Source organism: Streptomyces sp. NBC_01689 (assembly GCF_036250675.1).
In the GTDB taxonomy this organism is placed as follows: domain Bacteria; phylum Actinomycetota; class Actinomycetes; order Streptomycetales; family Streptomycetaceae; genus Streptomyces.
In genome coordinates, this window is sequence record NZ_CP109592.1 from 6,359,709 (window position 1) to 6,382,947 (window position 23,239).

Here is a 23,239-nt window from a genome sequence, read left to right on the forward strand (position 1 = left end):
CCGGCGGACCCCGGGAACCGCAAGCCGTACGGTGCTCGCGTCCCTCCGGCCCCCGGTCCGGTGTGACGTACGACTCGGTGGCGGACGGCCGAACGTTTCGGCCCGCACCGGCGTCGTAGGGGAAACGCGGGAGGGGAGGGCAGCCGTGCTGCGCAGAAGGACACGCGGTGTCCAGCGGGTGGACGACCCGCTGGACGCGGCGCAGGAACGCCGGGTACGGGCGGTGCTCGCGCTCGGCGGCGTCCCGCAGGCGGACCTGCCGGACGGGGTGCAGCAGGTCCGCCTGCGGCTGCTGGAGCGCGCGGCGAAGGGGGACGAGGCACCCCGTGACGTGTCCGCCTGGGCGGCGGTCGTGGCCTCGAACCTGGCGATGGACTGGCACCGGGCCAAACACCGTCAGCAGCGCCTCGGCGAGCGGCTGGCGGGGCTCCGGCAGCTGGAGCACCCCTCGGGCGAGGACTCCAGCGTGCTCTCCCTCGCCGTGGCGCAGGGGCTGGACGAACTGCCCGACGCGCACCGGCAGGTCCTCGTCCTGCGGTTCTACGCCGATCTGTCCGTCCGCGGGATCGCCGAGGAGCTCGGCGTTCCCGAGGGCACGGTCAAGAGCAGGCTGCATTCGGCGGTCCGCGCGCTGCGCGCCCGCCTGCACGAGGACGAGGTGGTGTGACGTGGCCGGGTACGCCGAGCACGGGGACGGCGCGACGGCGGACGCGCTGTGGGCCGCGATCGCCGGGGAACCGCTGCCCGAGGGGGCCCGCGAGGATCCGGACGCCGTGGCGGAGCACCGGTCCGCGGTCGAGGACCTGGCGCTGCTGCGGGAGCAGCTGGCCGCCATCGGGAACACGCTGGCGGAGCCGGGGGAGGAACAGGGGGCCGTACGGGTTCCCCGGCGCCGCTCGCGCCGTCCGGCGGGAGCGGCGCGGAAGAGGGGCCGCCGTCCCCCGGCGGCCGCCCTGGGCACCCTCGCCGTGGCCGTCTTCGCCGCGATGGTCATCGGCATCGGCTGGCTGCTCGGGCAGGGCGCGGGCGGGGCGTCGACGTCGTCGGCGGACAGCGCGGCCAAGGCGGCGGACGGCGCGGGCGGGTCGGCCGCGTTCGGGGCCCCCGGCTACCTCGCGTGCTCCCGGCTGCTGGTCGAGGGCGAGATCACCGGGATCGGGCCGGTCCCCGGCAGCGGGCGGTACCGCGTCACCCTGGACGTGACGCGCTCCTACAAACCGGCCGCGGGACGGGCGCGGGTCACCTTCCTGGTGGACCGGGACGCGGCCGTTCCGCGGCGGGGCGAGCACGTACTCGTCGGCATCCGGCAGGGCGCGGCGACCCCCGACCGGTGGACGACGGGCGAGAGGGCGATCGCCCAGGACCGCCGCCGGATCCTCGCGGCCCTGCCCGCGTCCCGCGACCTCACCTGTGGATGAGGACGCGGGCGGACGACCGGGCCCGGAGCACCCCGCACCTCCGCACCGCGTACCGGACGTCCGGGTACGGGAAAGGGGGCGGGCGCCCGGAATCCCGGACGCCCGCCCCCCTCAGGGACGCACGGGTTACTGCGTGACCTTCTCGATCTTCACGTTGCCGAGACCGGCGGCGGTGCCTCGGGCGTTCACCAGCTGGACCTGGCCGAAGAACTCGCGTCCCTCGGGGGCCGGGGCCAGGGCGGTGATCGTGCCGGACACCGTCGCCGTGCCGCCCGTGGCGAGCTTCACCGGGGCGGACGCGTCGACGCCGACCGAGCCGAGCGCGGACGAGAAGAAGACGTCACGGTAGTCGTACGCGGTCGAGCCCGACGGGACCGAGTAGCCCACGACCTCGACGGTGTACGTGCCGGGGGCGGGGTTCGGGATGGAGACCGCCTCCTCCGAGTCGCCGTCCGCGGACTGGGCGACCTGCTTGCCGGCGGAGTCGTACACCGTCAGGTCGAGGTCGGCGGCGGTGTCGGAGACGTTGCCGATGGCCACGTCCAGCGAGGCGGCGCCCGCCGGCACGTCGACCGTGGTGGTCTGCGTGGCGTTCTGGGCGATGGTCGGCCGGTCCGTCTTGGAGGAGCCGAGCGGGCCGCCCCGCAGTCTGCCGTCGATCGCGGCGAACCGGTTCGTCACCTTCCAGGAGGCGGTGACGGGGGTGCCCACCTTGGCCTCGGGCACCGTCACGGTCTCCGGGTCGAAGGCCGCGCCGAGGACGGTGGCCTCCAGCTTGTACGGGTTGTCGAGCAGCGGCGACGTACGGCGCGCCTCGACCTCGACCTCCCAGACACCGGGCTGCGGGTCGGCGTACGCGCGCACGTCGGGCTTGCAGCCGTTGGTGTTGGGGTAGTTGCTGTAGCAGTACGGGGTGCCGGTGTCCTCGACCGGGACGCCGTAGGGGTGGATGGAGATGAACCGGGTCTGGCTCAGGCCCTTCAGCCCGCCGATGGCGACCTCCAGGCTCCTGGCGCCCTCGGGCACGGTCAGGAAGTACGACCGCGTGCTGTTGCGCTGGATCGAACCCGACGCGGAGAACGCGTACTTGACCGGCGTCGAGACCACGACCGTGGTCAGGATCTGCCGGTCGACGCCCTCGGTCCGCGGGTCGTCGAGTTCGAGGATCGCGCTCTTGACGCCGGCCGAGGAGGCCTTGGCGGAGACCTTGACGGTGACCGGCTGGTTCAGTCCGAGCTTCACCTCGTCGGAGCCGACGATCCGGAAGGTGCCACCGGCGTTGTTCGCGAAGTGCAGCTCGTGGCGGATGGCCCGGTCCGGACCGGAGGTACGGGTGACGGTGATCTCGTAGGTCTTCTTCACACCGGCCTTGAGACCGCCCTCGCGGTCGTACAGTCCGGTGCCGAAGCCGGGGGTCTTCAGCGCGTAGTCGATCGCGGTGTCGACCGGCGCCTTCACCGTGTACTCGTGGGCGGTCGCGTCGCGCCTGATGGCCTTCCACGCGTCCACGATGTCGATGAGGCCCGCGCCCTCCTCGTACGCCTGCACACCCCTGATGTGGTCGGCGGTCGAGGTGAGGGCCGTGCGCAGGTCCGCGGGCGTCAGGGCGATGTGCTGCTGCTTGGCGGCGCTCAGCAGCAGCGCGGACGCGCCCGCGGCCTGCGGGGACGCCATCGAGGTGCCCTGCAGCATCGAGTAGCCGGCCGGCAGGGTGTAGCCCGCCTCGGCGACCGGGGAGCCCGGCAGCCAGGTCTGGGTGGTGTTGATCGCGGCGCCGGGTGCCGTCAGCGTCGGCGTGAAGCCGCCGTCCTCACGCGGGCCGCGCGAGGAGAACGGCATCATCGCGTACTTCTTCTCCACGGCCGAGCCGTAGTTGGCGGCCCAGGTCTCCTTGGAGATCGACGCGCCGACCGAGATGACCTTGTCGGCGAGGCCGGGGTCACCGATGGTGTTGGCACCGGGGCCGGAGTTGCCGGCGGAGATCACCAGCTGGACGCCGTAGGTGTCGATGAGACGCGTGTAGAGCTCGGAGCGCGCGTTGTTGCCGTCGTTCAGCGCGGGCAGGCCGCCGATGGACATGTTGACGATGTCGACGCCACGGTTGACGACGAGGTCGATCATGCCCTCGGTGAGCGCGATGTTGGTGCAGCCGGGGCCGAAGACGCAGGCGCGGGACGAGACGAGCTTCGCGCCGGGGGCGGCGCCGTTCATCCTGCCGCCGAACAGGCCGTTGGCGGAGGTGATGCCCGCCACGTGCGTGCCGTGCTCGCTGGAGATGACGCCGATGTTGACGTAGTCGGCCTTGGAACCGGCCGCGTCGTAGACCACGTCCTTGCGGATCTCGACGACGAACGGGATGCGTTCGACGACGTCGGTCGCCGGGTTGTCCTTGCCGAAGTAGCCGACCTGGAAACCGTCCTTGTACGGCTTCATCGGCACGTCGTCGGTGAAGTCGAGGTTGTCGTTCGTGTCGACCCGCACGGTTCCGGAGGCCGGGTCGTAGAGCACGCCCCAGGCGTCGGTGGTGTCGCCGTCGCGGTTCAGGTCGCCCGCTTCGTCGCCGCCCGCGGTGGCCGACTCGTACATGTAGTTGAACTTGTAGGCGCCGGCGGGGGCCTTGAAGCTCTCGGTGCCCTGACTGGCCGTCGTGATGGCGAAGGACGGGCCGGAGACCGAACTGGTCATCCGCCGCCAGCTGCCGTCGCCGTCGTTGACCGGGTCGGTGGACGTGACCCAGTCGACGATCTTCCGCTCGCCGGTGGTGGTCTTCTGCAGCGCGGGGTGGCCCAGGTCCACGCCCGAGTCGAGGATGCCGATGGTGATGCCGCGGCCGTCCGCCTTCGGGTTCTTCTTCACGAAGTCGACGGCGCCCGTCTCGAAGGACGGGTTGTACGGGTTCTCGGCGGGGGTGTTCTTGTTCGGGGCGGAGCGGGTGACCGTGCCCGTGGCCCGGCCGGCGCCCTTGGCGGTGTCCGCGCTCGGGGTCGGGTCGTCCAGCGCGATGTCCTGGCGCAGGTCGATGCCGTGCACGGAGGAGAGCTTGGCGGCGGCCGCGATGGCCGCGTCCGCCTTGGCGGTCGGGACGGTGGCGCGGACGTAGCCGACCTTGTCGAAGGTCCGGCCGACGAGACCGCCCTGGACCGCGTCCAGTTGCCGGGCGACCTGCTCGGTCTGGCCGGGCGCGGTGGCGACCATCATGGTGACGTTCTTGGTGCCGTCGGCCTTGGCCTCGGCGAGGAGGGCCGCGTCGTCCGAACCGAGCTTGGCGCTCGCGGACTTGGTGCCCGGGTCGGGCGTCGCGGCGGGTGCGTGGTCCGCGGCGAGGGCCATGGGTATCGGTCCGGCCGCGGAGAGTGCGGCCACCAGACCGGCGGCCACGGCTATGCGGGCCACGCGTCTCGCGCCCGACAGTGGAGCGCGCTGGGGGTCGTGGGTCATCGGCATCCCTTGTAGGTAAAGGAACGAGCGTGGAGTGACCGGTCCCGACGTTCCAGCGGGACCTGATCACATCAGTCCGGAATGTGAACCCGGATGACCGCTCAGCTTTACCCAAGGGAGAGATATTTGGGGAGAGTTGACCCTGGCAGGAAGGAAGCATGGCGTACTTCCGCCATACGTCACGCCGGTGATAGCGGCGTATGGGCGGACATGCCGGACGCCTCCGGCCGCCGGGGTGCGGGCTCAGCCCTCCTTCGTGCGCGCGTAGTGGCGGGACGCCTTCGCGCGGTTACCGCAGCTCGCCATCGAGCACCAGCGGCGGGTGCCGTTGCGCGAGGTGTCGAGGAAGTGCAGGACGCAGCTCTCGTGGGCGCAGCGCCGGATGCGGTCAGGGGAAGTGCTCAGCAGCTCCAGGTAGTTGCGTGCGGCGAGCCAGCCGGGGCCCCATGCGGGGTCCTCGAACTCGGGCCGCTCGCCCGGCCCTTCGGGGGTCAGGGTGAGCCTGATCCGTCCGTGCGCGAGGACGCCGTCGATCCGCTCGGCCCCGGCCGCCCGGGTCCCGCCGGCCGTCTCCCGCGCGGGTCCGTCCACCACGGCGCGCAGGGCGTCGCGCGCCTGGAGGGTGTGGCGCAGCACCGTCTCGTCGGCCGGGAGGCCGAGCCCGTTCGCGGCCAGCCACACCGCCAGCCCCCCGGTGTCCGTGAGGAGGTCCTGGGGCACCCCGTCGCTGATCCAGCGGGTGTTGAGCAGGTCGAGCGAGAGGGGCTCCCCGGTGAGGGGGCGGGGGTCGGTGGCGGTGGACACGGTGGGGCTCCCTTCGGCGGCTAACCGTTCAAGAGTAGATGACCGGTTGACGTTCTCCATTCTAACCCTTAATCTTGTTGAGAAAGGTTAGCCCTCGGTGTGGGGGCCACCACCGTCCCGGAGGACAGCCATGACACCGCGCACCGGCCACGTCGGCCTGAACGTCACGGACCTCGACCGCTCGCTCGCCTTCTACCGGGACCTGCTCGGCTTCACCCTCCTCGCCGAGGGCAAGGAGGAGATGCGCCGCTTCGCGTTCCTGGGCTCCTCGGACGGGGACGGCGGGCCCGTCCTCACGCTCTGGCAGCAGGCGCGGGCGCCGTACGCCGAGGACCGCGCGGGCCTCCACCACCTCGCCCTGGAGGTCGACTCGATCGACCGGGTCAGGACGTACGAGTCGGCGCTGCGCGCGCACGGTGTCACGTTCGCCCACGAGGGCGTGGTCGCCCACCGCGAGGGCTCGGCCTCCGGCGGCATCTTCTTCCACGACCCGGACGGCACCCGGCTGGAGATCTATGCCCCGGCCGGCGCCGAAGGGGCGCCCGCACCCGCCGAGTCGGCTCCGACCTGCGGTTTCTTCTAGACGGAGGGCGAGATGACCTACCACTCCGGCTCGCGCGCCGTACAGGAACGGGTCGGCGTCCGTGATCTCGCCGACCACGTCGGGCAGGCGGTCGGCCAGGGCATCCGCCCGGTGGCCGCCGCCTTCCTCGAACAGCAGCCGATGCTGGTGGCCGGGGCGGCCGATCCGGCCACCGGCGCGGTGTGGGCCTCACTGCTCACGGGCCCGCCCGGCTTCGTACGGGCCACCGGCGTCCGGCAGATCTCGGTCACCGGCCGCCCCTCCGACGGCGATCCCCTCGCCGCCGCCCTCGCCGCCGAGGGCACCCTCGTCGGCACCATCGCGCTCGACCCCCGCACCCGCCGCCGGATGCGCCTCAACGGCCGGTCCCGGCCCACCGCCCGGGGGTTCGCCGTGGAGGCCGACCGCGTCTTCGCCAACTGCCCGAAGTACCTCCAGCGCAGGGAGTCCTACGAGACGGTCGCGCGAGAGCCCGGCGACGTGCGCCGCTCCGCCTCCCTCACCCCCCGGCAGCTCGCCCTCGTCGAATCCGCCGACACCTTCTTCCTCGCCACCGTCCACGCGGACGGCGCGGACGCCAGCCACCGGGGCGGCAATCCGGGCTTCGTGCGCGCCGACGGCCCGTCCGCGCTGCGCTGGCGCGACTACCCCGGCAACTCCATGTTCCTGACCCTCGGCAACCTGGAGGCGGACCCGCGGGCCGGACTGCTCTTCCTGGACTGGACATCGGGAACGCTGCTGCGGCTCACCGGCACGGCCCGCGCGCGGTACGCGCCGGACGGGGAGCGCACGGTCCGCTTCACCGTCACCGGGGTCGTCGAGACACCCGCCGGCAGCCCCCTGCGCTGGTCGCCGCCCGAATACTCACCGGCCAACCCGTCCCTGCCGTAACGTCTGGGCATGCCGAAGCAGTTGAGGGTGGCGGCCTACGCCGTGTGCGTGCGGGACGGACAGATGCTGTTGGCCCGGTGGGTGGCGGGCGACGGGACCAGACGGTGGACCCTGCCGGGCGGCGGCATGGACCACGGAGAGGACCCCTACGACACGGTCGTCCGCGAGGTCGACGAGGAGACGGGGTACACCGTCGAACCGGTGGCGCTCCTCGGTATCGACTCCCAACTGCGCACGCATCCGCGCCGGATGGGCGGCGCCACCGACTTCCACGGCCTGCGGATCGTCTACGAGGCCCGGATCACCGGCGGCGACCTGCGGCACGAGACCGACGGCTCCACCGACATGGCGGCCTGGTATCCCCTCGGCGAGGTGCCGTCGCTGGAGCGCGTCGGACTGGTCGACACGGGCCTGGAACTCTGGCGTGAGCGGCCCGCCCCCGGACGGACGGCACGCCCCCCGGAGCGCGCCGGGTCCGGTCACGACCAGGGGCCCGCTACCCCTGAAGATGAACACGGAGTGACCGCCTCCCGGCCGTCCGGGGAGAGCTCCGTGGACGCGCAGGGTAGCCCAAGATCCACGTACGGTGATCGGCGTCGGGCGTTGCCGCCGAGTTAACGTCCAGGTCATCCCGGGTGCCAACGATCCAGTATGAGCGGGGAGTCACCGCAAACAGCCCCCCGCGACCACTGCCGACGCGTTCGCACTCGGGGAGATCGCGCCATGTCGCGCATACGCTCTGTCGCCACCGCCGCTGCCATGAACCGCCGTACCCTCCTCGCCGCCACCGGGGCGGTGACCCTGTCCGCGGGCATCGGCTACGCCCTGCGGCCCGACTCGGAGGCGCACGCCGCCGAGGCGCGCGGGGCGCACGCCGCCGACCCCGGAGAGGCTCCGGTGGCCGTCTCCCGCAAGGCGCCGCCCGCTCCCCTCGCGCCCTACGAGCGCGGCACCACCCTGCACAGCGTCGCCGCCCCGCGGACCGGCTCCGGCGGCTACCGGCGGCTCGGCGACGGACCCGCCTGGAAGCGGGTGGTGCGCGGCGAGCTGGCGTCGGCGAAGGCCGGCCGGGCCGAGCGGCGCACCGCGCTCGCCTCCTTCGTCCAGTTCACCGACCTGCACCTGACCGACGTCCAGCACCCGCTGCGGCTGGAGTTCCTGCGCTCGGGCGCGGCGAACGCCTGGCGCCCGCAGGAGGCGCTGACCGTCGCGGGCGCCGTCTCGCTCGTCGAGCGGGTCAACTCGCTGCGGGGAGCGCCCGTCACCGGCTCCCCGCTGCACTTCGTGATGACCACCGGGGACAACACGGACAACAACTCCCGCACGGAACTCGACTGGTTCCTGAAGGTCATGAGCGGGGGCCGCATCCGCCCCAACAGCGGTGACCCGCGCCACTACGAGGGCGTCCAGAACAGCGGGATCACCACGTACTGGCAGCCCGACGGCGCCGTGCGCGACGCCGACAAGCAGCGCGGCTTCCCGCACCTGAACGGCTTCCTGGCCGCCGCCGTCCGTGAACTGCGCAGCCCGGGCCTCGCCCTGCCCTGGTACTCCACCGTCGGCAACCACGACGCGCTGCCGCTGGGCTGCTACCGGCACGGCGACTCCTTCCTCGCCGAGTTCGCCGTCGGCGGCAAGAAGCTGATGAGCCTGCCGGCCGCGCAGAGCGTCGACCTGCGCGCCGCCATCAAGAACGACAAGGACCCCAAGGGCACCCTGCTGCGGGACCTGCTCAAGGCGCACGCGCGGCAGCTCAGGTCGGTCACCCCCGACGCCTCGCGGGCCCCCTTCACCCCCGCCGAGTACCTCAAGGCGCACCTCGACCCGGCGCACACCGGCCCGGGCCCGGTCGGACACGGCTACTCGGAGGCGAACCTCGCGGCGGGCACCCAGTACTACGCCTTCCGGATCGCCGACGACGTCATCGGTGTCAGCCTCGACACCACCGACCCGGGCGGCCACTACGAGGGCTCGATCGGCACGGCCCAGCTCAAGTGGCTGGAGCGGACGCTCACCGAGAACAAGGACTCGTACGCGATCGTCTTCAGCCACCACACCAGCAAGTCCATGCACAACACCCGCAAGGACCCCGCCCACCCGACCGAGCAGCGTCACGGCGGAGGGGACGTCGTCGCCGCGCTCTCCCGCCACCGCAACGTCCTGGCCTGGGTCAACGGCCACACCCACAAGAACGAGATCATCGCGCACTCGGCGCCGGGCAACGGATCGTTCTGGGAGATCAACACCGCCTCCCACGTCGACTTCCCGCACCTCGCCCGCATCGTCGAGGTGGTCGACAACAAGGACGGCACGCTCTCCCTCTTCACCACCCTCATCGAGTCCGCCGCCCCGCACCGCACGGACTTCTCCGACCTGAGCCAGACGGGCCTGGCGGCGCTCTACCGAGAGCTGTCCTACAACGCGCCCGGCCGCAGCACCGTACTGAGCGGCACCCCGGGCGACCGCAACACGGAGCTCCTGCTGAAGAAGGGCTGAACCCGGCCCTCCGGACGCCCGCGGCCCGGGTTTGGGCCCGGGCCCGGGAGGCGCGTACCCGTGGACCCGGGGCCGCGCACACGAGGAGGGGCCACCGGCACCCGGTGGCCCCTCCGCTCCCCTCCTGCTCCCGCCGGCCGGCCGGTCCGTCCCTACCGGGGCAGCACCACGACGTACACGGCCGGTTCGCGCTCGTCCGCCGCCATCAGCGCGGTCCGTACCACCGTCGCCTGCTGCTCGGCCGTGTCGCGGAGCTTCTTCGGCGTGATGTGGACGACGGTGATGCCCAGCCGCTCCAGGTGTTCGCGCTTGCGGGCGTACTCCGACCAGAGGGCGTCCTCGTCGTGGCGGGGAGTCCGGGTGTCCAGCTCCAGGGCCACCGCCTGCTCCGGCCAGTAGGCGTCCAGACCGCCCAGGTGAGGGCCGCCCGCCAGCCGCAGGTCCACGTTCCAGACCGGTTCGGGCAGACCGTGCTCACGGACCATGCGGTAGAGACGGTCCTCCGCGACGGCGCGTCCCTCGGCCAGCAGGGAGTCGACGGCGTCCACCACATGCGGCCGGCTCAGCAGCCTGGCCTGCGTCAGCTCCCGCACCAGCGCGGCCGGATCGCAGTGACCGCCGCGCACCGCCTCGGTCAGCAGACGGCGTACCAGGTCCGCGTCCGTCAGCTCCGCCACCGCGTCGGCCAGGGCGCGCGGGACCGGGGCGACCGGGACGCCGGTGACGTGGGCCGGAGCGGGCAGGGAGGCGGTACGGACGATGCGGGCGCAGCCTTGCGAGCGCAGCCGGCGCAGCCGGGGGACCAGGACGTCGATCCTGTCGAGGGAGAGCAGGGAGGGCGCCGACGTGAAGCCGTACAGGGTGAGCGCGGCGAGGCCGGTGATCAGCGCGTCCGCGTAGGGCTGGGGGGCGTGCGGCTGCTCGGGCCCGGGCTGGACGGGGATCGCGGTCGCGGGCACCGTCGCGGGGGTGCGGGCGGCGAACAGGAGTACCGCGTGCAGGCGTTCCTCGGAGGTGGGCGGTCCGGGGTGGAGGAGGAAGACGCCCGGCAGGAACTGCTGCCAGGGTCCGCCGGACCTGCACCTCTCGCTCGCCCCGGCGGCGGTGACGCCGCGGGCGCGCAGCTGGGCGGTGGTCAGCACCCGGCGCCGGACGTCGGAGAGGGGACGCGGGGGGCGGGGGGAGAGCGGGGTGTTGTGGTTCATGCACGGGGGCTTTCCGCGACCGGTCCGTCCCCTAACCGCTGTTACACGCTCGTCGGCAAATGCGGACAAGCTCGTCCTAAAGTACGGGCGTTCGACTGCCGAAAGGCGCTGGTCCGGATGGGTAACGGAGAGGGGTTACGGCTCTGCTTACCTGAATTTCGTAACCACCCGTTCCAGTGACGGCCGTGGCGGCGGGGCGGGCGTGGCGGAGACACGGCGGACGGGCGGACGTGGCGGGGACACGGCGGAGGGGCACCGGCCGGAACCGGTGCCCCTCTGGTGTCGTTGCCCGTGCGGCTCGTGCCGTTCGGCTCAGCCGGCGCTCGTGGCCGTGGTCCCCGCGTCGTGCCGCTGGCCGCGCAGCGCCCGTGCCAGGTCGTCGCGGGCCTCCAGGACCAGTCGGCGCAGGGCCGGTGCCGCGCCCTCGTGCGCCGCCAGCCACGCGTCCGTCGCGTCCAGGGTCTCCTGGGAGTCCCGCAGGGAGGGGAACAGCCCCCTGACCACGTCCATGCCGATCTGGATGGACCGTTCGGCCCAGATCCGCTCGATGGCGGCGAAGTACTTCTCGGCGTACGGGGCGATCAGCTCCCGCTGGGACGCCTGGGTGAAGCCCGCGATGGTCGCCTCCACCAGCGCGTTCGACAGCGTGTCCGACTCGACGACCTGCGCCCAGGCCTGGGCCTTGACCGCCGCGGACGGGCGGGCGGCGAGGCAGCGGACCTGATGGCGCTTGCCGGAGGCCGTGTCGTCCCGGGCCAGCTCGGCGGCGAGCGCGGACTCGTCGGCGACACCGTGCGCGGCCAGCGGCTCCAGCAACGCCCAGCGCAGCTCCTGGTCGACGTCCAGGCCGTCGATCTTCGCCGTGCCGTCCAGCAGGTCCTGGAGCAGCCGCAGGTCGTCCCGTCCGGACGCGACCGCCGCGAAGAAACGGGCCCAGGCCAGCTGGTGCTGGCTGCCGGGCTCGGCGAGCCGCAGCTCCTTCAGGGCGCCCTCGGCCAGGAGCCGGCCGCCGGTCTCCCGCCAGTCCGGCGCCACGTAGTGGGTGAGCGCCGAGTCGGCCCAGGCGTGCAGCGTCTGGAGCACGCCGATGTCCGACTCGCGGCCGGCGAAGCGCAGCACCAGGCCGACGAAGTCACGGGCCGGCATCAGCCCGTCCCGGGTCAGGTTCCACAGCGCCGACCAGCACAGCGCGCGGGCGAGCGGATCGGTCATGTCGCCGAGGAGTTCGCGCAGCGTGGCCAGCGAGGTCTCGTCGAAGCGGATCTTGCAGTACGTCAGGTCGTCGTCGTTGACGAGGACCAGCTCCGGGGCGTCGGCACCGGCGAGTTCCCCGACCACCGTGCGCGGGCCGTCGACGTCCGTCTCGACGCGGGCGTAGCGCACCAGCGGACCGGTCTCCCCGTCCGGCCGGGTCTCGCGCCGGTAGAGGCCCACCGCGACGCGGTGCGGGCGCAGTTCGGGATGCGACTCGGCCGCCTCCTGGAGCACGGACAGTTCGGCCACCCGGCCGTCCGCGCCCAGGATCACCTGCGGGGTCAGCGAGTTGACCCCGGCCGTCTGCAGCCACGCCCGGGACCAGGTGGCCAGATCGCGTCCGCTGGTCTCCTCCAGCGCCGACAGCAGGTCACCGAGGCGCGTGTTGCCGTACGCGTTCCGCTTGAAGTAGCGGCGCGCGCCCTCCAGGAACGCGTCCTGGCCGACGTACGCGACGAGCTGCTTGAGGACCGAGGCGCCCTTGGCGTACGTGATGCCGTCGAAGTTGAGCTTGGCGTCCTGCAGATCGCGGATGTCCGCCGTGACGGGGTGCGTGGACGGCAGCTGGTCGGCACGGTAGGCCCACGCCTTGCGGCGGTTGGCGAAGGTGATCCAGCCGTCCTTGAAGCGGGTCGCCCCGACCAGCGCGAACGCGCCCATGAAGTCGGCGAAGGACTCCTTGAGCCACAGGTCGTCCCACCACTCCATGGTGACGAGGTCCCCGAACCACATGTGCGCCATCTCGTGCAGGACGACGTTCGCCCGGCCCTCGTAGGACGCCTGCGTGACCTTGCCGCGGAAGATGTACTCCTCGCGGAAGGTGACGAGCCCCGGGTTCTCCATCGCGCCGAGGTTGTACTCGGGCACGAAGGCCTGGTCGTACTTGCCGAAGGGGTACGGGTAGTCGAAGTGGTCGTGGAAGAAGTCCAGACCCTGCTTGGTGACGAGGAAGACGTCGTCCGCGTCGAAGTGGGGCGCGAGACCCTTACGGCACATCGCGCCGAGCGGGATCTCCAGCGTCGTACCGTCGTCGAAGGTACGGGAGTAGCTGTCCGTCACATAGTGGTACGGGCCCGCCACGATCGCCGTGATGTACGTCGAGATCGGCTTCGTCTCGGCGAACTTCCAGACGCCGTCCGTGAGTTCACCGACGCCGTTGCTCCACACCACCCAGCCCTCGGGGGCCCGTGCCTCGAAGCGGAAGGGCGCCTTGAGGTCCGGCTGCTCGAAGTTGGCGAAGACGCGCCGGGAGTCCGCGGGCTCGTACTGGGTGTAGAGGTAGGTCTCGCCGTCCTCGGGGTCGACGAAGCGGTGCATGCCCTCGCCGGTCCGGGAGTAGGCGCACTGGGCGTCGACCACCAGCTCGTTCTCCGCGGCGAGGTCCTCCAGCCGGATGCGGGTGCCGTCGAAGACCTCGCCGGGGTCGAGGTCCCGCCCGTTGAGCGAGACGGCGGTGACGCTCGGCGCGATCAGGTCGGCGAAGGTCGCGGCGCCGGGCTCGGAACAGCGGAAGCGGATCGTGGTGACCGAGCGGAACGTACGGGCTCCGGCCTCGGCGGTGCCCACGGCGGATCGCAGGTCGAGCGAGACCTCGTACCCGTCCACGGACAGCAGGGCTGCCCGCTCCTGGGCCTCGTCGCGGGACAGATTCTCACCGGGCACGGGCGGCACTCCCTCATGGCGTCATAGACATGTGTGAACGGGACCGATCCTCCCATGTGCACCTGAGCGCGGGCACCCGGGAATGAGCCGGGGCACCGGCGGCGTTGGGGCCGGAAAAGAGGACCTCTTGAGGAGAACCATGTCCGAGACCACCTCCGGCAAGACCCCCGTCGACTTCTGGTTCGACCCGCTGTGCCCCTGGGCCTGGATGACCTCGCGCTGGGTCCTGGAGGTGGAGAAGGTCCGGGACATCGAGGTCCGCTGGCACATCATGAGCCTCGCCGTGCTGAACGAGGACAAGCTGGACACGCTCCCCGACGAGTACCGGGAGATGCTCGCCACCAAGGCCTGGAAGCCGATCCGGGTGGTCACCGCCGCCTGGCAGAAGCACGGCGAGGACGTCCTCGGCCCGCTCTACACCGCGCTCGGCACCCGCATCCACAACCAGGGCGAGGGCCCGACCGTCGAGGCGGTCGCGGGCGCGCTCGCCGACGTCGGCCTGCCGGCCTCCCTGATCGACTACGCCGACCAGGAGGACTTCGAGTTCGACGCCGAGCTGCGCGCCTCCCACAAGGAGGGCATCGACAAGGTCGGCCAGGAGGTCGGCACCCCGGTGATCGCGCTCCCCGGCGACGACGGCGAGCAGATCGCCTTCTTCGGCCCGGTCGTCACCCCGACCCCGCAGGGCGAGGCCGCGGCCAGGCTCTGGGACGGCACGCTGCTGGTCGCCTCCACCCCCGGCTTCTACGAGATCAAGCGGACGCGGACGGCCGGACCGGACTTCAGCAACCTCTGAGCCGGCCTCTCGCGTCGGTCACTCCGGCTCGGGCATCTTCCGTGGCGGGTCGAACGGCTTGACCCGCCACGCGTGCCGGATGTTGCGGCAGTCGTGGTCGGTGCTGCCGCAGATCCAGTAGTCGTCCACATACGCCCGGGGACGGGCGGCGTGCGTCAGTTCGCGGATGAAATCCCGTTCCCGGTCGTCCCGGGGCTGTCGGTGCGGTTGGCGCGATCCGCACGTGTAGCAGGGATACGTCATTTCCCTGGGCATCCGGCCAGAATGCACCGGAAGCGCCCGTACCGTAAGGCGCCGCACCCCCCGGCGCCACGCACCGCACCCGTACGCCCCACGGCCGCGGAGCGGTGGGGCGCGTGGCGCCGCCACGCGCCCCGGGGCAGCCCGTTGTGGAGCACACCGCGGGCTGCCCACGGCGGTCGGCCGCCGGGCGGGGCGTCGGGCGTCGGCGCGGGCGCGTTGTCGGCGGCCTTTCCGGACGCCGGCTGGACCGGACGGCGGCCGCCCACGAACCCGCGTCCGTCCCCGCCCGTCCGCTCGTCTCACCCGGCGAACGTTTTCCCTTCCCCGCCCCGGCCGCCGTCCCCTTCGTCGCGGCTGCTCGGCGTACCCGGGGAACACGGCCGGCCGTCCGCTTCCCTCGGAGCGCACGCACGCGCCCGCCTCGACCTGGATACTGCGGGGTCATGAGGACGACGCACACCGACGACGACGCCACGGGCCCCGGGACTCCGGCGAGCACGACCCTGCTGCTGGTCCGGCACGGCCAGACCGTCTGGCACGCCGAGAACCGCTACGCCGGGGTGAGCGACGTGGCCCTCACGGACGAGGGCCGCGCCCAGGCGGAGGAGCTCGGCCGCTGGGCCGCCGCCCACCCCGTGGACGCGGTGTGGACGTCGACCCTCTCCCGCGCCGTCGCCACCGCGGCCCCCGCCTGCCAGGCCCTCGGTCTCACCGCACACCGTGAACCCGCCCTGCGCGAATGCGACTTCGGTGTCGTGGAGGGCCGTACCCTCGCCGAGTTCGAGGCCGACAACCCGGCCCGCGCGAAGGCGTACCGGTCGGACCCGGTCTCCTACCCCTTCCCGGAGGCGGAGGACCCCCGGACCGCGGCGGCCCGCGGCACCGCGGCCCTGCGCCGCACCGCGGCGGCCCATCCCGGCGAACGCGTCCTGGTCGTCGCCCACAACACCCTCCTGCGACTGGTGCTGTGCTCGCTGCTCGGCATCCCGCTGGGCGACTACCGCCAGGTCCTCCCGCGGTTGCGCAACACGGCGCTCACCGAGCTCCGGATGACGGACGGGGCCGCCGCGCTGCTGTCGCTCAACGTGCCCTGCGCCTGAGCCACGACGTCCGGCGGACCCCGCGGAGCAGGTGCGGGCGGGGGCTCGCCGCGCCTTCGCCCGCCGCGTGAACCGGTCTCCGTGACCTGGACGGGAGCGGCGGAGGGCCCTCGCGCGGGGTGCGCGAGGGCCCTCCGGGGATGCCGGTGAGCCGTGGGCTCAGCCCTTGGCGCGCAGCCGCTGCCTGGCGTATCCGGCGGCCGCCAGCAGCAGCGTCATCCCGCCCGTGGAGTACAGCTGCACCCGGGTGCCGGGCTCCCGGGCCATCAGGACGAAGATCGCGGCCATGCAGGCCAGCGCGACCCAGGTCAGCCCGGGGAACAGCCACATCCGTACGACCAGCCGCTCCGGTGTCTCGCGCTCCACCGCGCGGCGCAGCCGCAACTGGGAGACCGCGATGAAGATCCAGACGACCAGGATCACCGCGCCGATCATGTTCAGCAGCCAGGGGAAGACGTCGTCGGGCCGCCAGTAGCTCAGCAGGACGCAGACGAATCCGAAGACGCAGGAGACGAGCACGGCGACGCGCGGCACCCCGGCGAAGACCCTTCCGAGCGCCTTCGGTCCCTGGCCGCGCTCCACCAGCGAGTAGGCGATGCGCGAGGAGCCGTAGATGTTCGCGTTCATCGCCGAGAGCAGGGCCACCAGCACGACCACGTTCATCAGCTGGCCGGCGCCGGGGATGCCCAGCCGGTCCAGGGCGGCGACGTACGGGCCCTGTTCGACGACCGCCTTCGAGTCCCAGGGCACCAGGGTCACGATGACCGCCATCGAACCGACGTAGAAGAGCGCGATGCGCCACATCGCGGTACGGACGGCACGCGCGACGCCCTGGACCGGGTTCTCCGACTCGGCCGCCGCGATGGTGACCGTCTCCAGACCGCCGTACGCGAAGACCGACGCGAGCAGTCCGACGACCAGTCCCTCGCTGCCGTGCGGCAGGAAGTCGGCGAGGTTGGCCGTGCCCGGGGAGTCGGTGCCCGGCAGCACCCCGGCGACGGCCAGTACGCCGAGGACGAGGAACAGGCCGATGGCACCGACCTTCAGCGCGGCGAACCAGAACTCGAACTCGCCGAAGTTCTTCACGGCGGCGAGGTTCGTGGCGCAGAAGACCACCATGAAGAGAGCGACCCAGCCCCACTCGGGCGTCCCCGGCAGCCAGCCGGTGACGATCTTCGCGGCGCCGATGCCCTCCAGGCCCACGGCCGTGCACAGCAGCACCCAGAAGGACCAGCCGGCGGTGAAGCCGGCCCACGGGCCCATCGCCCGCTCGGCGTGCGCCGAGAAGGAGCCCGAGGACGGATGGGCCGCCGACATCTCGCCGAGCATCCGCATCACCAGCATGACGAGCAGACCGGAGACGGCGTACGCGATCACGATCGACGGTCCGGCGGCGGCGATGCCCGCGCCGGAGCCGACGAACAGACCCGCGCCGATCACCCCGCCGAGGGCGATCATCGAGAGGTGGCGCTGCTTGAGGCCGTGGGAGAGCGCGACGTCCACGCCGGCCGGGGTGGCGGGCGGGGTGTCGAGGGTGGTGCGGGACATGAGAGCGGGTGGTCCCTTACGTGCGAGGGGCAAAACGCCCACAGTCTGGGCGGGCCCTCCGCACCGGGGCCGCTCCCGCCCACCACCCGGACGCGGGCGATGCGGAGCGTGACACTCCGGTCACCTGGCCGGGAGCCCGGGAGACGGCCGGGCGCGGTGCGGAACGGCCTCCGGGCCGGAGGCGAGATGATTTGGCAGGACCCTACAGCGGGCTCCTGCCCATAATCCGGCGCCGAAACGATCCCACCTCAGTGACCAGTCTCACGCTCCGGCAGGTGTATGACGCACTTTTGTGAGAGGTGCACCAAGCCGCCGATCTCCGCTTTGTCGACCGCTGACGGTGATCGGCCCGGGGCCCCTGGGATACCGTCACCGTGTCCCGCACCCCTGTCACCCGCCGGAGTCCCCATGAGCACCGCCGCCGTCACGTCCCGCACAGGCATCCGCCCCGGCGAGGTCCTCGCCGACCTGCTCCCGGCCTCCCGCGTCCGGGACGCCGCCCTGGTGCTCGGCGGCGCCGCGCTCACCGGCATCGCCGCCCAGATCTCCCTCCCCGTACCGGGCTCCCCGGTACCGGTGACGGGCCAGACCTTCGCCGCCCTGCTCGTCGGCACGGCCCTCGGCGCCGGCCGCGGCTTCCTCTCCCTCCTGGTGTACGCCCTCGTCGGCATGGCCGGCATGCCCTGGTTCGCCGACGGCGGCTCCGGCTTCGCGGCCCCCTCCCTCGGTTACGTCCTCGGCATGGTCCTCGCCTCCGCGGCCGTGGGTGCCCTCGCCCGCCGCGGCGCCGACCGCTCGGTCCTGCGCACGGCCGGCGCGATGCTGCTGGGCGAGGCGATCGTCTACGCGGTCGGCCTCCCGTACCTGGGCGCCTCCACGGGCATGTCGGTCGGCGCGACCCTCGCGGCGGGCCTCACCCCCTTCCTGATCGGCGACGCCCTGAAGGCGGCCCTCGCGATGGGCCTGCTCCCCACGGCGTGGAAGTTCCTCGACAAGAAGTGACACCGCGGCCCCGACGTGACGTGCCTGGTGTGACGTCACGGGCCCCGGTCCGATGATTCCCGCGGAAGAGGTTCGCCGGGTCGCGTCGCGGCCTTCGGTCCGGCGGACCTCTTCCGCGTCTCCACGTCCTGGTGCTGCGGCGCCGTGGTGGTCCGCGCCCACGTGATTCCGCGCTCCGGTGACTCCGCGGCGAGATGGTTCCGTGCCGTCGGTCAGGACACCCGTCGCCGGGACCACCACAAGCCCGCCGCGCCCAGCGAGACGAGCGCCGCGCCCGTCGCGCCGAGGGGCAGCAGGTCGGTCCCGGGGCCGGTCCTGGGCAGCTCGTCGCCGCCGGGCGACACCGGCTTGTTGGTGGTGTCGAGCAGCAGCGGGGTGGTGGGCGCGTTGGGGGACGGGTTCGTCGCGCCGAACGGCACCGGACCCTGCTGCCAGAACGTCTTCTTCCCGGCTCCGTCCTGCACCGGCAGACAGATCTTCCCGGTCCTGGCGAGATCGAAGGTCGCGTCGACGGCGTACGACCGCGACTTTCCGGCCGCGAGATTTCCTACGGCGCACACGAAACCGCTGTTCGACCCTTTCGGAAGATCCTTTTCGGCCAGGGCGGAACAGCCCTGGACGCCTTTGATCCGGAGACCGTCGAAACCGACCACCAGAAGCCGGATCCCACCGCTTTCCTTGGTCCCCCCGTTCTTTACCGTGGCGGTGATCGAGGTCGAGTGCGAACTGTTGTCGACCGAGATCCTCGCGGGCAGTGCGGTGGTCAGCCGCACTCCCGCGGGTGCCGGATCGACGGCCTTTCCGCCCTTGCCGCTCCCCGGTCCCTGGTCGTCGGCGACGGCGGTGAAAGAAAGGATCATCACGGTCGAGAAACATGCCGTGAGCAGCGATCCCACGATGGTCGTCGTGTGACGAGAACTCATGTTCGTCCCCCTTGGCTGCGCCTGAATTCGCAGTACTTGAAGAGGTACCACAAGATTTCTCCGCACTATGCTGGTACGGCCTGAAGTGTGACCATTGCGTTTCCCGTGTGGCGGGCGTTGACGACGGGTTCCGAGGGGGTGCGGAATATTGACGGGGAATACGAGTGGCCCGAGTGGTGGTGTTCCGGGATTATGGGTGACGGGCCGATATCGGCTGGCCGAGAGTATTGGCCAGGGGGGAATGGGGCGGGTGTGGCGGGCCACCGACGACGTCCTCGACCGGCAGGTCGCCGTCAAGGAGATGCGGATCGACGGACTCGACCCGGAGAACACCCGGACCCGTCGTGAACGCACCCTGCGCGAGGCCAGGGCCACGGCTCGGATCGACCACCCCAACGTCGTACGCGTCTACGACGTCGTGGACGAGGGCGAGCGGCTGTGGATCGTGATGGAACTGGTCGCGGGCCGCTCGCTCGAACAGGTGGTGGCCGAGGACGGCCCGCTCGACCCGCCCACCGCGGCCCGTGTCGGCCTGGGACTCGTCTCGGCGCTGCGCCAGGTGCACGCCGGGGGAGTGCTGCACCGCGACATCAAACCGGGCAACGTCCTGATCGAGCGGCGCGGTCAGCGTGCGGTCCTCACCGACTTCGGCATCGCCGCGCTGCAGGACGCCGAGGCGCTCACGATGGTCGGGATGCTCGTCGGTTCCCCCGACTACATGGCACCGGAGCGCATCTCGGGCCGCCCGCAGGGCCCGCCGTCCGACGTGTGGTCCCTCGGCGCGACGCTCTGCGCGGCTCTCGGCGGCCGTTCCCCGTTCTCCCGCTCGACCACGCTCGCGACCCTGCACGCCGTCCTCTACGAGGAGCCCGAACTCCCGTCCGTGGCGAGCGGTCTGCGGGATGTCCTGGCGGCGCTCCTGGAGAAGGAACCGTCGACCCGGCCCGGCCTGGAGGAGCTGGAGACGGCGCTGCGGCCGATCGCGTACCCGGAGCGGACGTCCGAGCCGGAGCCGGAGCCGTCGGAAGGAACGCGGGCGGCGGAATCCGCACCCACCGTCCACCCGGTGCACGAGGAGTCCCCCACGCGGGTTCTCCTGGACCCCCAGCTGCTACGGGAGGCCCGGCGCCGCCCGCCGCGACGCGAGCCGGATCAGGGACCCGAGCCGGATCAGGGACCCGACGAGACCGGCACCGCCGCCCCCACCCCGGTCCCCGCCCGCACCCCTCCCTCCCGCACCCCCACCTCGGTCTCCGCTCCCTGCCCCGAGCCGGTGTTGGAGCCGGAGCCCGAGCCCGAGCCGGAGCGGACGTCCGAGGTGGAGCCGGAGCCCGACCCCGTGCAGGACGCCATTCCCCCGCGGTACACCCCGACGCGGACGTACCCCTCCGGCTCGCGAGACCCCCTGGCCGGGGAGCCCGAACCGTCCGAACCCCCGGCCCCCGCCCGCCCCGCCACCGCGACGGCTTCCTCCGCCTCCGCTCCGGTCCCCAACGCCTCCACCGAGGTCCCCACCGAACTCCACGCACAGGTCCGCTCGGAAACCCCCTCCGCCCCACCGTCCACCCCCACCGCCCCCGCCACCCCCGTCACTCCCTCCGAGGACGGTCACGGGCGCCGCCGGTCGGCATGGGTCGCGGCCGGCGGGGTGGCGGTCGCGGGGGCCGTGGTGGGGATCGTGCTCGCGACGACCGGCGGGGCCTCGCACGACACCGGTGGCGCGCCCGCGTCGTCGGGATCCGCGACGGCCGCACGGACGCCGTCCCGCGCGGTGTCGTCCCCCGCCCCCACCCTGGACGGCACGTCGCGTCCGCCGAGTCTGCCCGCGGGGGCACGCGAGGAGGCCGGACTGTACGCCTGGGTTCCACCGCGGGGCTGGCAGCGGGTGGCGGAGAGCGGCTCCGAGGTGCACTACACCTCGCCCGACAGCGCGCAGGAGATCGTGGCCAACGCGAAACCGGCCAAGGGGGATCTGCTGGCGCAGTGGCGGCGGGCCGAGGTGGACACCGGCAAGGGGCTGGACTACGAGCGGACACGGCTGGAGCGCACGACGTTCAGGGGGGAACCCGCCGTCGCCTGGGAGTACACCGTGAGGGCCAAGGGCCGTCTCTGGCACGTGCGGCTGCTGGGTTTCCGGTCGGGCGGCACGTCGTACGAGATCAGCACCTGGTACCGCCCGGACATCGAGGCCTCCGCCCTGCGCGTCTACGACCGGGTCAGGGAGAGCTTCACACCGCTGTGAGCGGACGCGCGGAGAAGCGCACGGAGCAGCGCGCGGAGGGACGCGCGGAGAAAACGGGGCGGGGTCCGGTGGCACCGCCACCGGACCCCGCCCCTCGCTCGTTACTGCCGGACCCGCGCCGCTCAGCGGAGGTCGGACGAGGCCTCGACCGGGACCGGTGCGGCCGAGGGCTCCTCGGCCGCGCCGTCGCCGCGCAGCCGCTGGCGGACCACCGCGACGGCCACCACCACGGCGGCGACGAGCAGGGACAGCAGCACGGTCTCGCGTCCGTCGTGCTCGGTGTCGGTCAGCATGTAGCCGAGGACGAAGACGATCAGAGCGGCGGTCGCCCAGGTCAGGTACGGGTAGAGCCACATCTTCACGACGAGCTTCTCCGGCGCCTCGCGCTGGATGATCTTCCGCATGCGCAGCTGCGAGAAGCAGATGACGAGCCACACGAACAGGGCCACCGCGCCGGAGGAGTTGACGAGGAAGAGGAAGACCGAGTCCGGGAACTTGTAGTTGAAGAAGACGGCGACGAAGCCGAACACGACCGAGACGACGATCGCGGTCATCGGCACACCGCGCGAGGTGGTCCGGGCGAAGGCCTTGGGCGCGTCGCCGCGCTCACCGAGCGAGAAGGCCATCCGGGAGGCCGTGTACAGGCCGGAGTTGAGACAGGACAGCACGGACGTCAGCACGATGAAGTTCATGATCTGACCGGCGTGCGCGATACCGAGGGAGTCGAGGGCCGCGACGTAGGAGCCCTTGTCCTTGATGGACGGGTCGTTCCAGGGCAGCAGGGCGACGACGACCAGGATCGAGCCGAGGTAGAAGACGCCGATCCGCCAGATGATGCTGTTGGTGGACTTGGTGACGGCCCGCTGCGGGTTCTCGGACTCGCCGGCGGCGAGGGTCGCGATCTCGCTGCCCATGAAGGAGAAGACGACGAGGAGCACACCGGTGAGGATCGCGCCGGGGCCGTGCGGCAGGAAGCCGCCGTGGTCGCTCAGGTTCCCCAGGCCGGCCTTCGGGGCGTCGACGCCGGGCAGCACACCGAAGATCGCGAGGCCGCCGACGACGATGAACGCGCCGATCGCCACGACCTTGATCCCGGCGAACCAGAACTCGAACTCACCGTACGAGCCGACCGAGACCAGGTTGGTCGCGGTGAGCACGATCATCACGATGAGTGCCCAGCCCCACTGCGGTACCGCGGGGACCCAGCCTTCGAGGATCGTGGCGCCCGCCGTCGCCTCGACGGCCAGGACGACCACCCAGAAGAACCAGTACAGCCAGCCGATCGAGAAACCGGCCCAGCGTCCGAGCGCGCGGTCGGCGTGGGCGGAGAACGAACCGGAGGTCGGATTGGCCGCGGACATCTCGCCCAGCATCCGCATCACCAGCACCACGAGCGTGCCGACGAGGGCGTAGGAGAGCAGGATGCCCGGTCCGGCGGTGGCGATACCGGAACTGGACCCCACGAAGAGGCCCGCTCCGATGACACCGCCGATGGCGATCATGGTCAGATGACGGTTCTTGAGTCCGGCCTGGAGGCCCGAACCGGGTTCTCCGGGGCCTCCGGGGCCGTCGGCGGCCTTCGTGGGGGTCGGCTGCGAGGTCATGAGGGGGGATTCCTTTGCGCCGGTGAGCGG

Annotated in this window: 17 protein-coding genes and 1 pseudogene; 10 read left to right on the forward strand and 8 right to left on the reverse strand. The window is 72.2% G+C overall.

Translation table 11 applies throughout. From position 1 onward, the window contains the following. Positions 1–145: 145 nt before the first annotated feature. Both OG776_RS27100 and OG776_RS27105 read left to right on the forward strand, forming a co-directional pair. Positions 146–667 carry an RNA polymerase sigma factor gene (locus OG776_RS27100; RefSeq protein WP_148013994.1) on the forward strand — a complete coding sequence of 174 codons (522 nt, stop codon included), beginning with the start codon at positions 146–148 and terminating at the stop codon, positions 665–667. A gap of 1 nt (position 668) precedes the next feature. Next, positions 669–1,418, forward strand: coding sequence for a hypothetical protein (locus tag OG776_RS27105; RefSeq protein WP_148013993.1), 750 nt, complete (start codon positions 669–671; stop codon positions 1,416–1,418). Between the two features lie 126 nt (positions 1,419–1,544). On the opposite strand, the gene OG776_RS27110 is transcribed toward OG776_RS27105, so the two are convergent. Together OG776_RS27110 and OG776_RS27115 are read right to left on the reverse strand one after the other, a co-directional pair. After that, positions 1,545–4,856, reverse strand: coding sequence for a S8 family serine peptidase (locus OG776_RS27110; RefSeq protein WP_329322671.1), 3,312 nt, complete (start codon positions 4,854–4,856; stop codon positions 1,545–1,547). Positions 4,857–5,099: 243 nt separating this feature from the next. Then, complete coding sequence (locus OG776_RS27115; RefSeq protein ID WP_261994985.1) at positions 5,100–5,660, reverse strand: CGNR zinc finger domain-containing protein; 561 nt, start codon at positions 5,658–5,660, stop codon at positions 5,100–5,102. A 130-nt stretch (positions 5,661–5,790) separates the two neighbouring features. Between OG776_RS27115 and OG776_RS27120 the strand changes: the two genes are divergently transcribed. The 4 genes and pseudogenes from OG776_RS27120 to OG776_RS27135 all read left to right on the forward strand — a co-directional run bounded on the left by OG776_RS27120 (position 5,791) and on the right by OG776_RS27135 (position 9,630). Then, positions 5,791–6,243: a VOC family protein gene (locus OG776_RS27120; protein WP_329322672.1), complete on the forward strand. Its 453-nt coding sequence runs from the start codon at positions 5,791–5,793 to the stop codon at positions 6,241–6,243. A gap of 12 nt (positions 6,244–6,255) precedes the next feature. Then, positions 6,256–7,134, forward strand: a complete 879-nt coding sequence (locus OG776_RS27125) for a pyridoxamine 5'-phosphate oxidase family protein (protein ID WP_148013989.1) — start codon at positions 6,256–6,258, stop codon at positions 7,132–7,134. 9 nt (positions 7,135–7,143) lie between these two features. Beyond that, a pseudogene (locus tag OG776_RS27130) lies at positions 7,144–7,584 on the forward strand (NUDIX hydrolase); the annotation flags it as partial. A gap of 273 nt (positions 7,585–7,857) precedes the next feature. Then, positions 7,858–9,630, forward strand: a complete 1,773-nt coding sequence (locus OG776_RS27135) for a TIGR03767 family metallophosphoesterase (RefSeq protein WP_148013987.1) — start codon at positions 7,858–7,860, stop codon at positions 9,628–9,630. Between the two features lie 152 nt (positions 9,631–9,782). Here the strand turns inward: OG776_RS27135 and OG776_RS27140 are convergent, their stop codons facing one another. Next, positions 9,783–10,835, reverse strand: a complete 1,053-nt coding sequence (locus tag OG776_RS27140) for a hypothetical protein (RefSeq protein WP_329322673.1) — start codon at positions 10,833–10,835, stop codon at positions 9,783–9,785. Positions 10,836–11,147: 312 nt separating this feature from the next. Then, positions 11,148–13,751 carry an aminopeptidase N gene (gene pepN, locus OG776_RS27145; protein ID WP_148013985.1) on the reverse strand — a complete coding sequence of 868 codons (2,604 nt, stop codon included), beginning with the start codon at positions 13,749–13,751 and terminating at the stop codon, positions 11,148–11,150. Positions 13,752–13,890: 139 nt separating this feature from the next. On the opposite strand from pepN, the gene OG776_RS27150 reads away from it, so the two are divergent. Next, positions 13,891–14,547, forward strand: coding sequence for a mycothiol-dependent nitroreductase Rv2466c family protein (locus OG776_RS27150; RefSeq protein WP_148013984.1), 657 nt, complete (start codon positions 13,891–13,893; stop codon positions 14,545–14,547). 18 nt (positions 14,548–14,565) lie between these two features. Here OG776_RS27150 and OG776_RS27155 read toward each other — a convergent pair whose 3' ends face one another. Continuing rightward, on the reverse strand, positions 14,566–14,802 hold the full coding sequence (locus OG776_RS27155; RefSeq protein ID WP_148013983.1) for a hypothetical protein: 237 nt from the start codon (positions 14,800–14,802) through the stop codon (positions 14,566–14,568). Between the two features lie 431 nt (positions 14,803–15,233). Between OG776_RS27155 and OG776_RS27160 the strand changes: the two genes are divergently transcribed. Continuing rightward, on the forward strand, positions 15,234–15,890 hold the full coding sequence (locus OG776_RS27160) for a histidine phosphatase family protein (protein WP_148013982.1): 657 nt from the start codon (positions 15,234–15,236) through the stop codon (positions 15,888–15,890). A 159-nt stretch (positions 15,891–16,049) separates the two neighbouring features. Here the strand turns inward: OG776_RS27160 and OG776_RS27165 are convergent, their stop codons facing one another. Further along, positions 16,050–17,438, reverse strand: coding sequence for an amino acid permease (locus OG776_RS27165; protein ID WP_329322674.1), 1,389 nt, complete (start codon positions 17,436–17,438; stop codon positions 16,050–16,052). A 408-nt stretch (positions 17,439–17,846) separates the two neighbouring features. Here OG776_RS27165 and OG776_RS27170 point away from each other — a divergent pair, with 408 nt between their 5' ends. After that, positions 17,847–18,440 carry a biotin transporter BioY gene (locus OG776_RS27170; protein ID WP_148013980.1) on the forward strand — a complete coding sequence of 198 codons (594 nt, stop codon included), beginning with the start codon at positions 17,847–17,849 and terminating at the stop codon, positions 18,438–18,440. Between the two features lie 212 nt (positions 18,441–18,652). Here the strand turns inward: OG776_RS27170 and OG776_RS27175 are convergent, their stop codons facing one another. Beyond that, positions 18,653–19,363 carry a hypothetical protein gene (locus OG776_RS27175; RefSeq protein ID WP_329322675.1) on the reverse strand — a complete coding sequence of 237 codons (711 nt, stop codon included), beginning with the start codon at positions 19,361–19,363 and terminating at the stop codon, positions 18,653–18,655. Between the two features lie 196 nt (positions 19,364–19,559). On the opposite strand from OG776_RS27175, the gene OG776_RS27180 reads away from it, so the two are divergent. Continuing rightward, on the forward strand, positions 19,560–21,605 hold the full coding sequence (locus tag OG776_RS27180) for a serine/threonine protein kinase (RefSeq protein WP_329322676.1): 2,046 nt from the start codon (positions 19,560–19,562) through the stop codon (positions 21,603–21,605). A 122-nt stretch (positions 21,606–21,727) separates the two neighbouring features. On the opposite strand, the gene OG776_RS27185 is transcribed toward OG776_RS27180, so the two are convergent. Next, entirely contained in the window at positions 21,728–23,209 is a 1,482-nt protein-coding gene (locus OG776_RS27185) for an amino acid permease (protein ID WP_329322677.1), read from the reverse strand. Positions 23,210–23,239 lie beyond the last annotated feature (30 nt).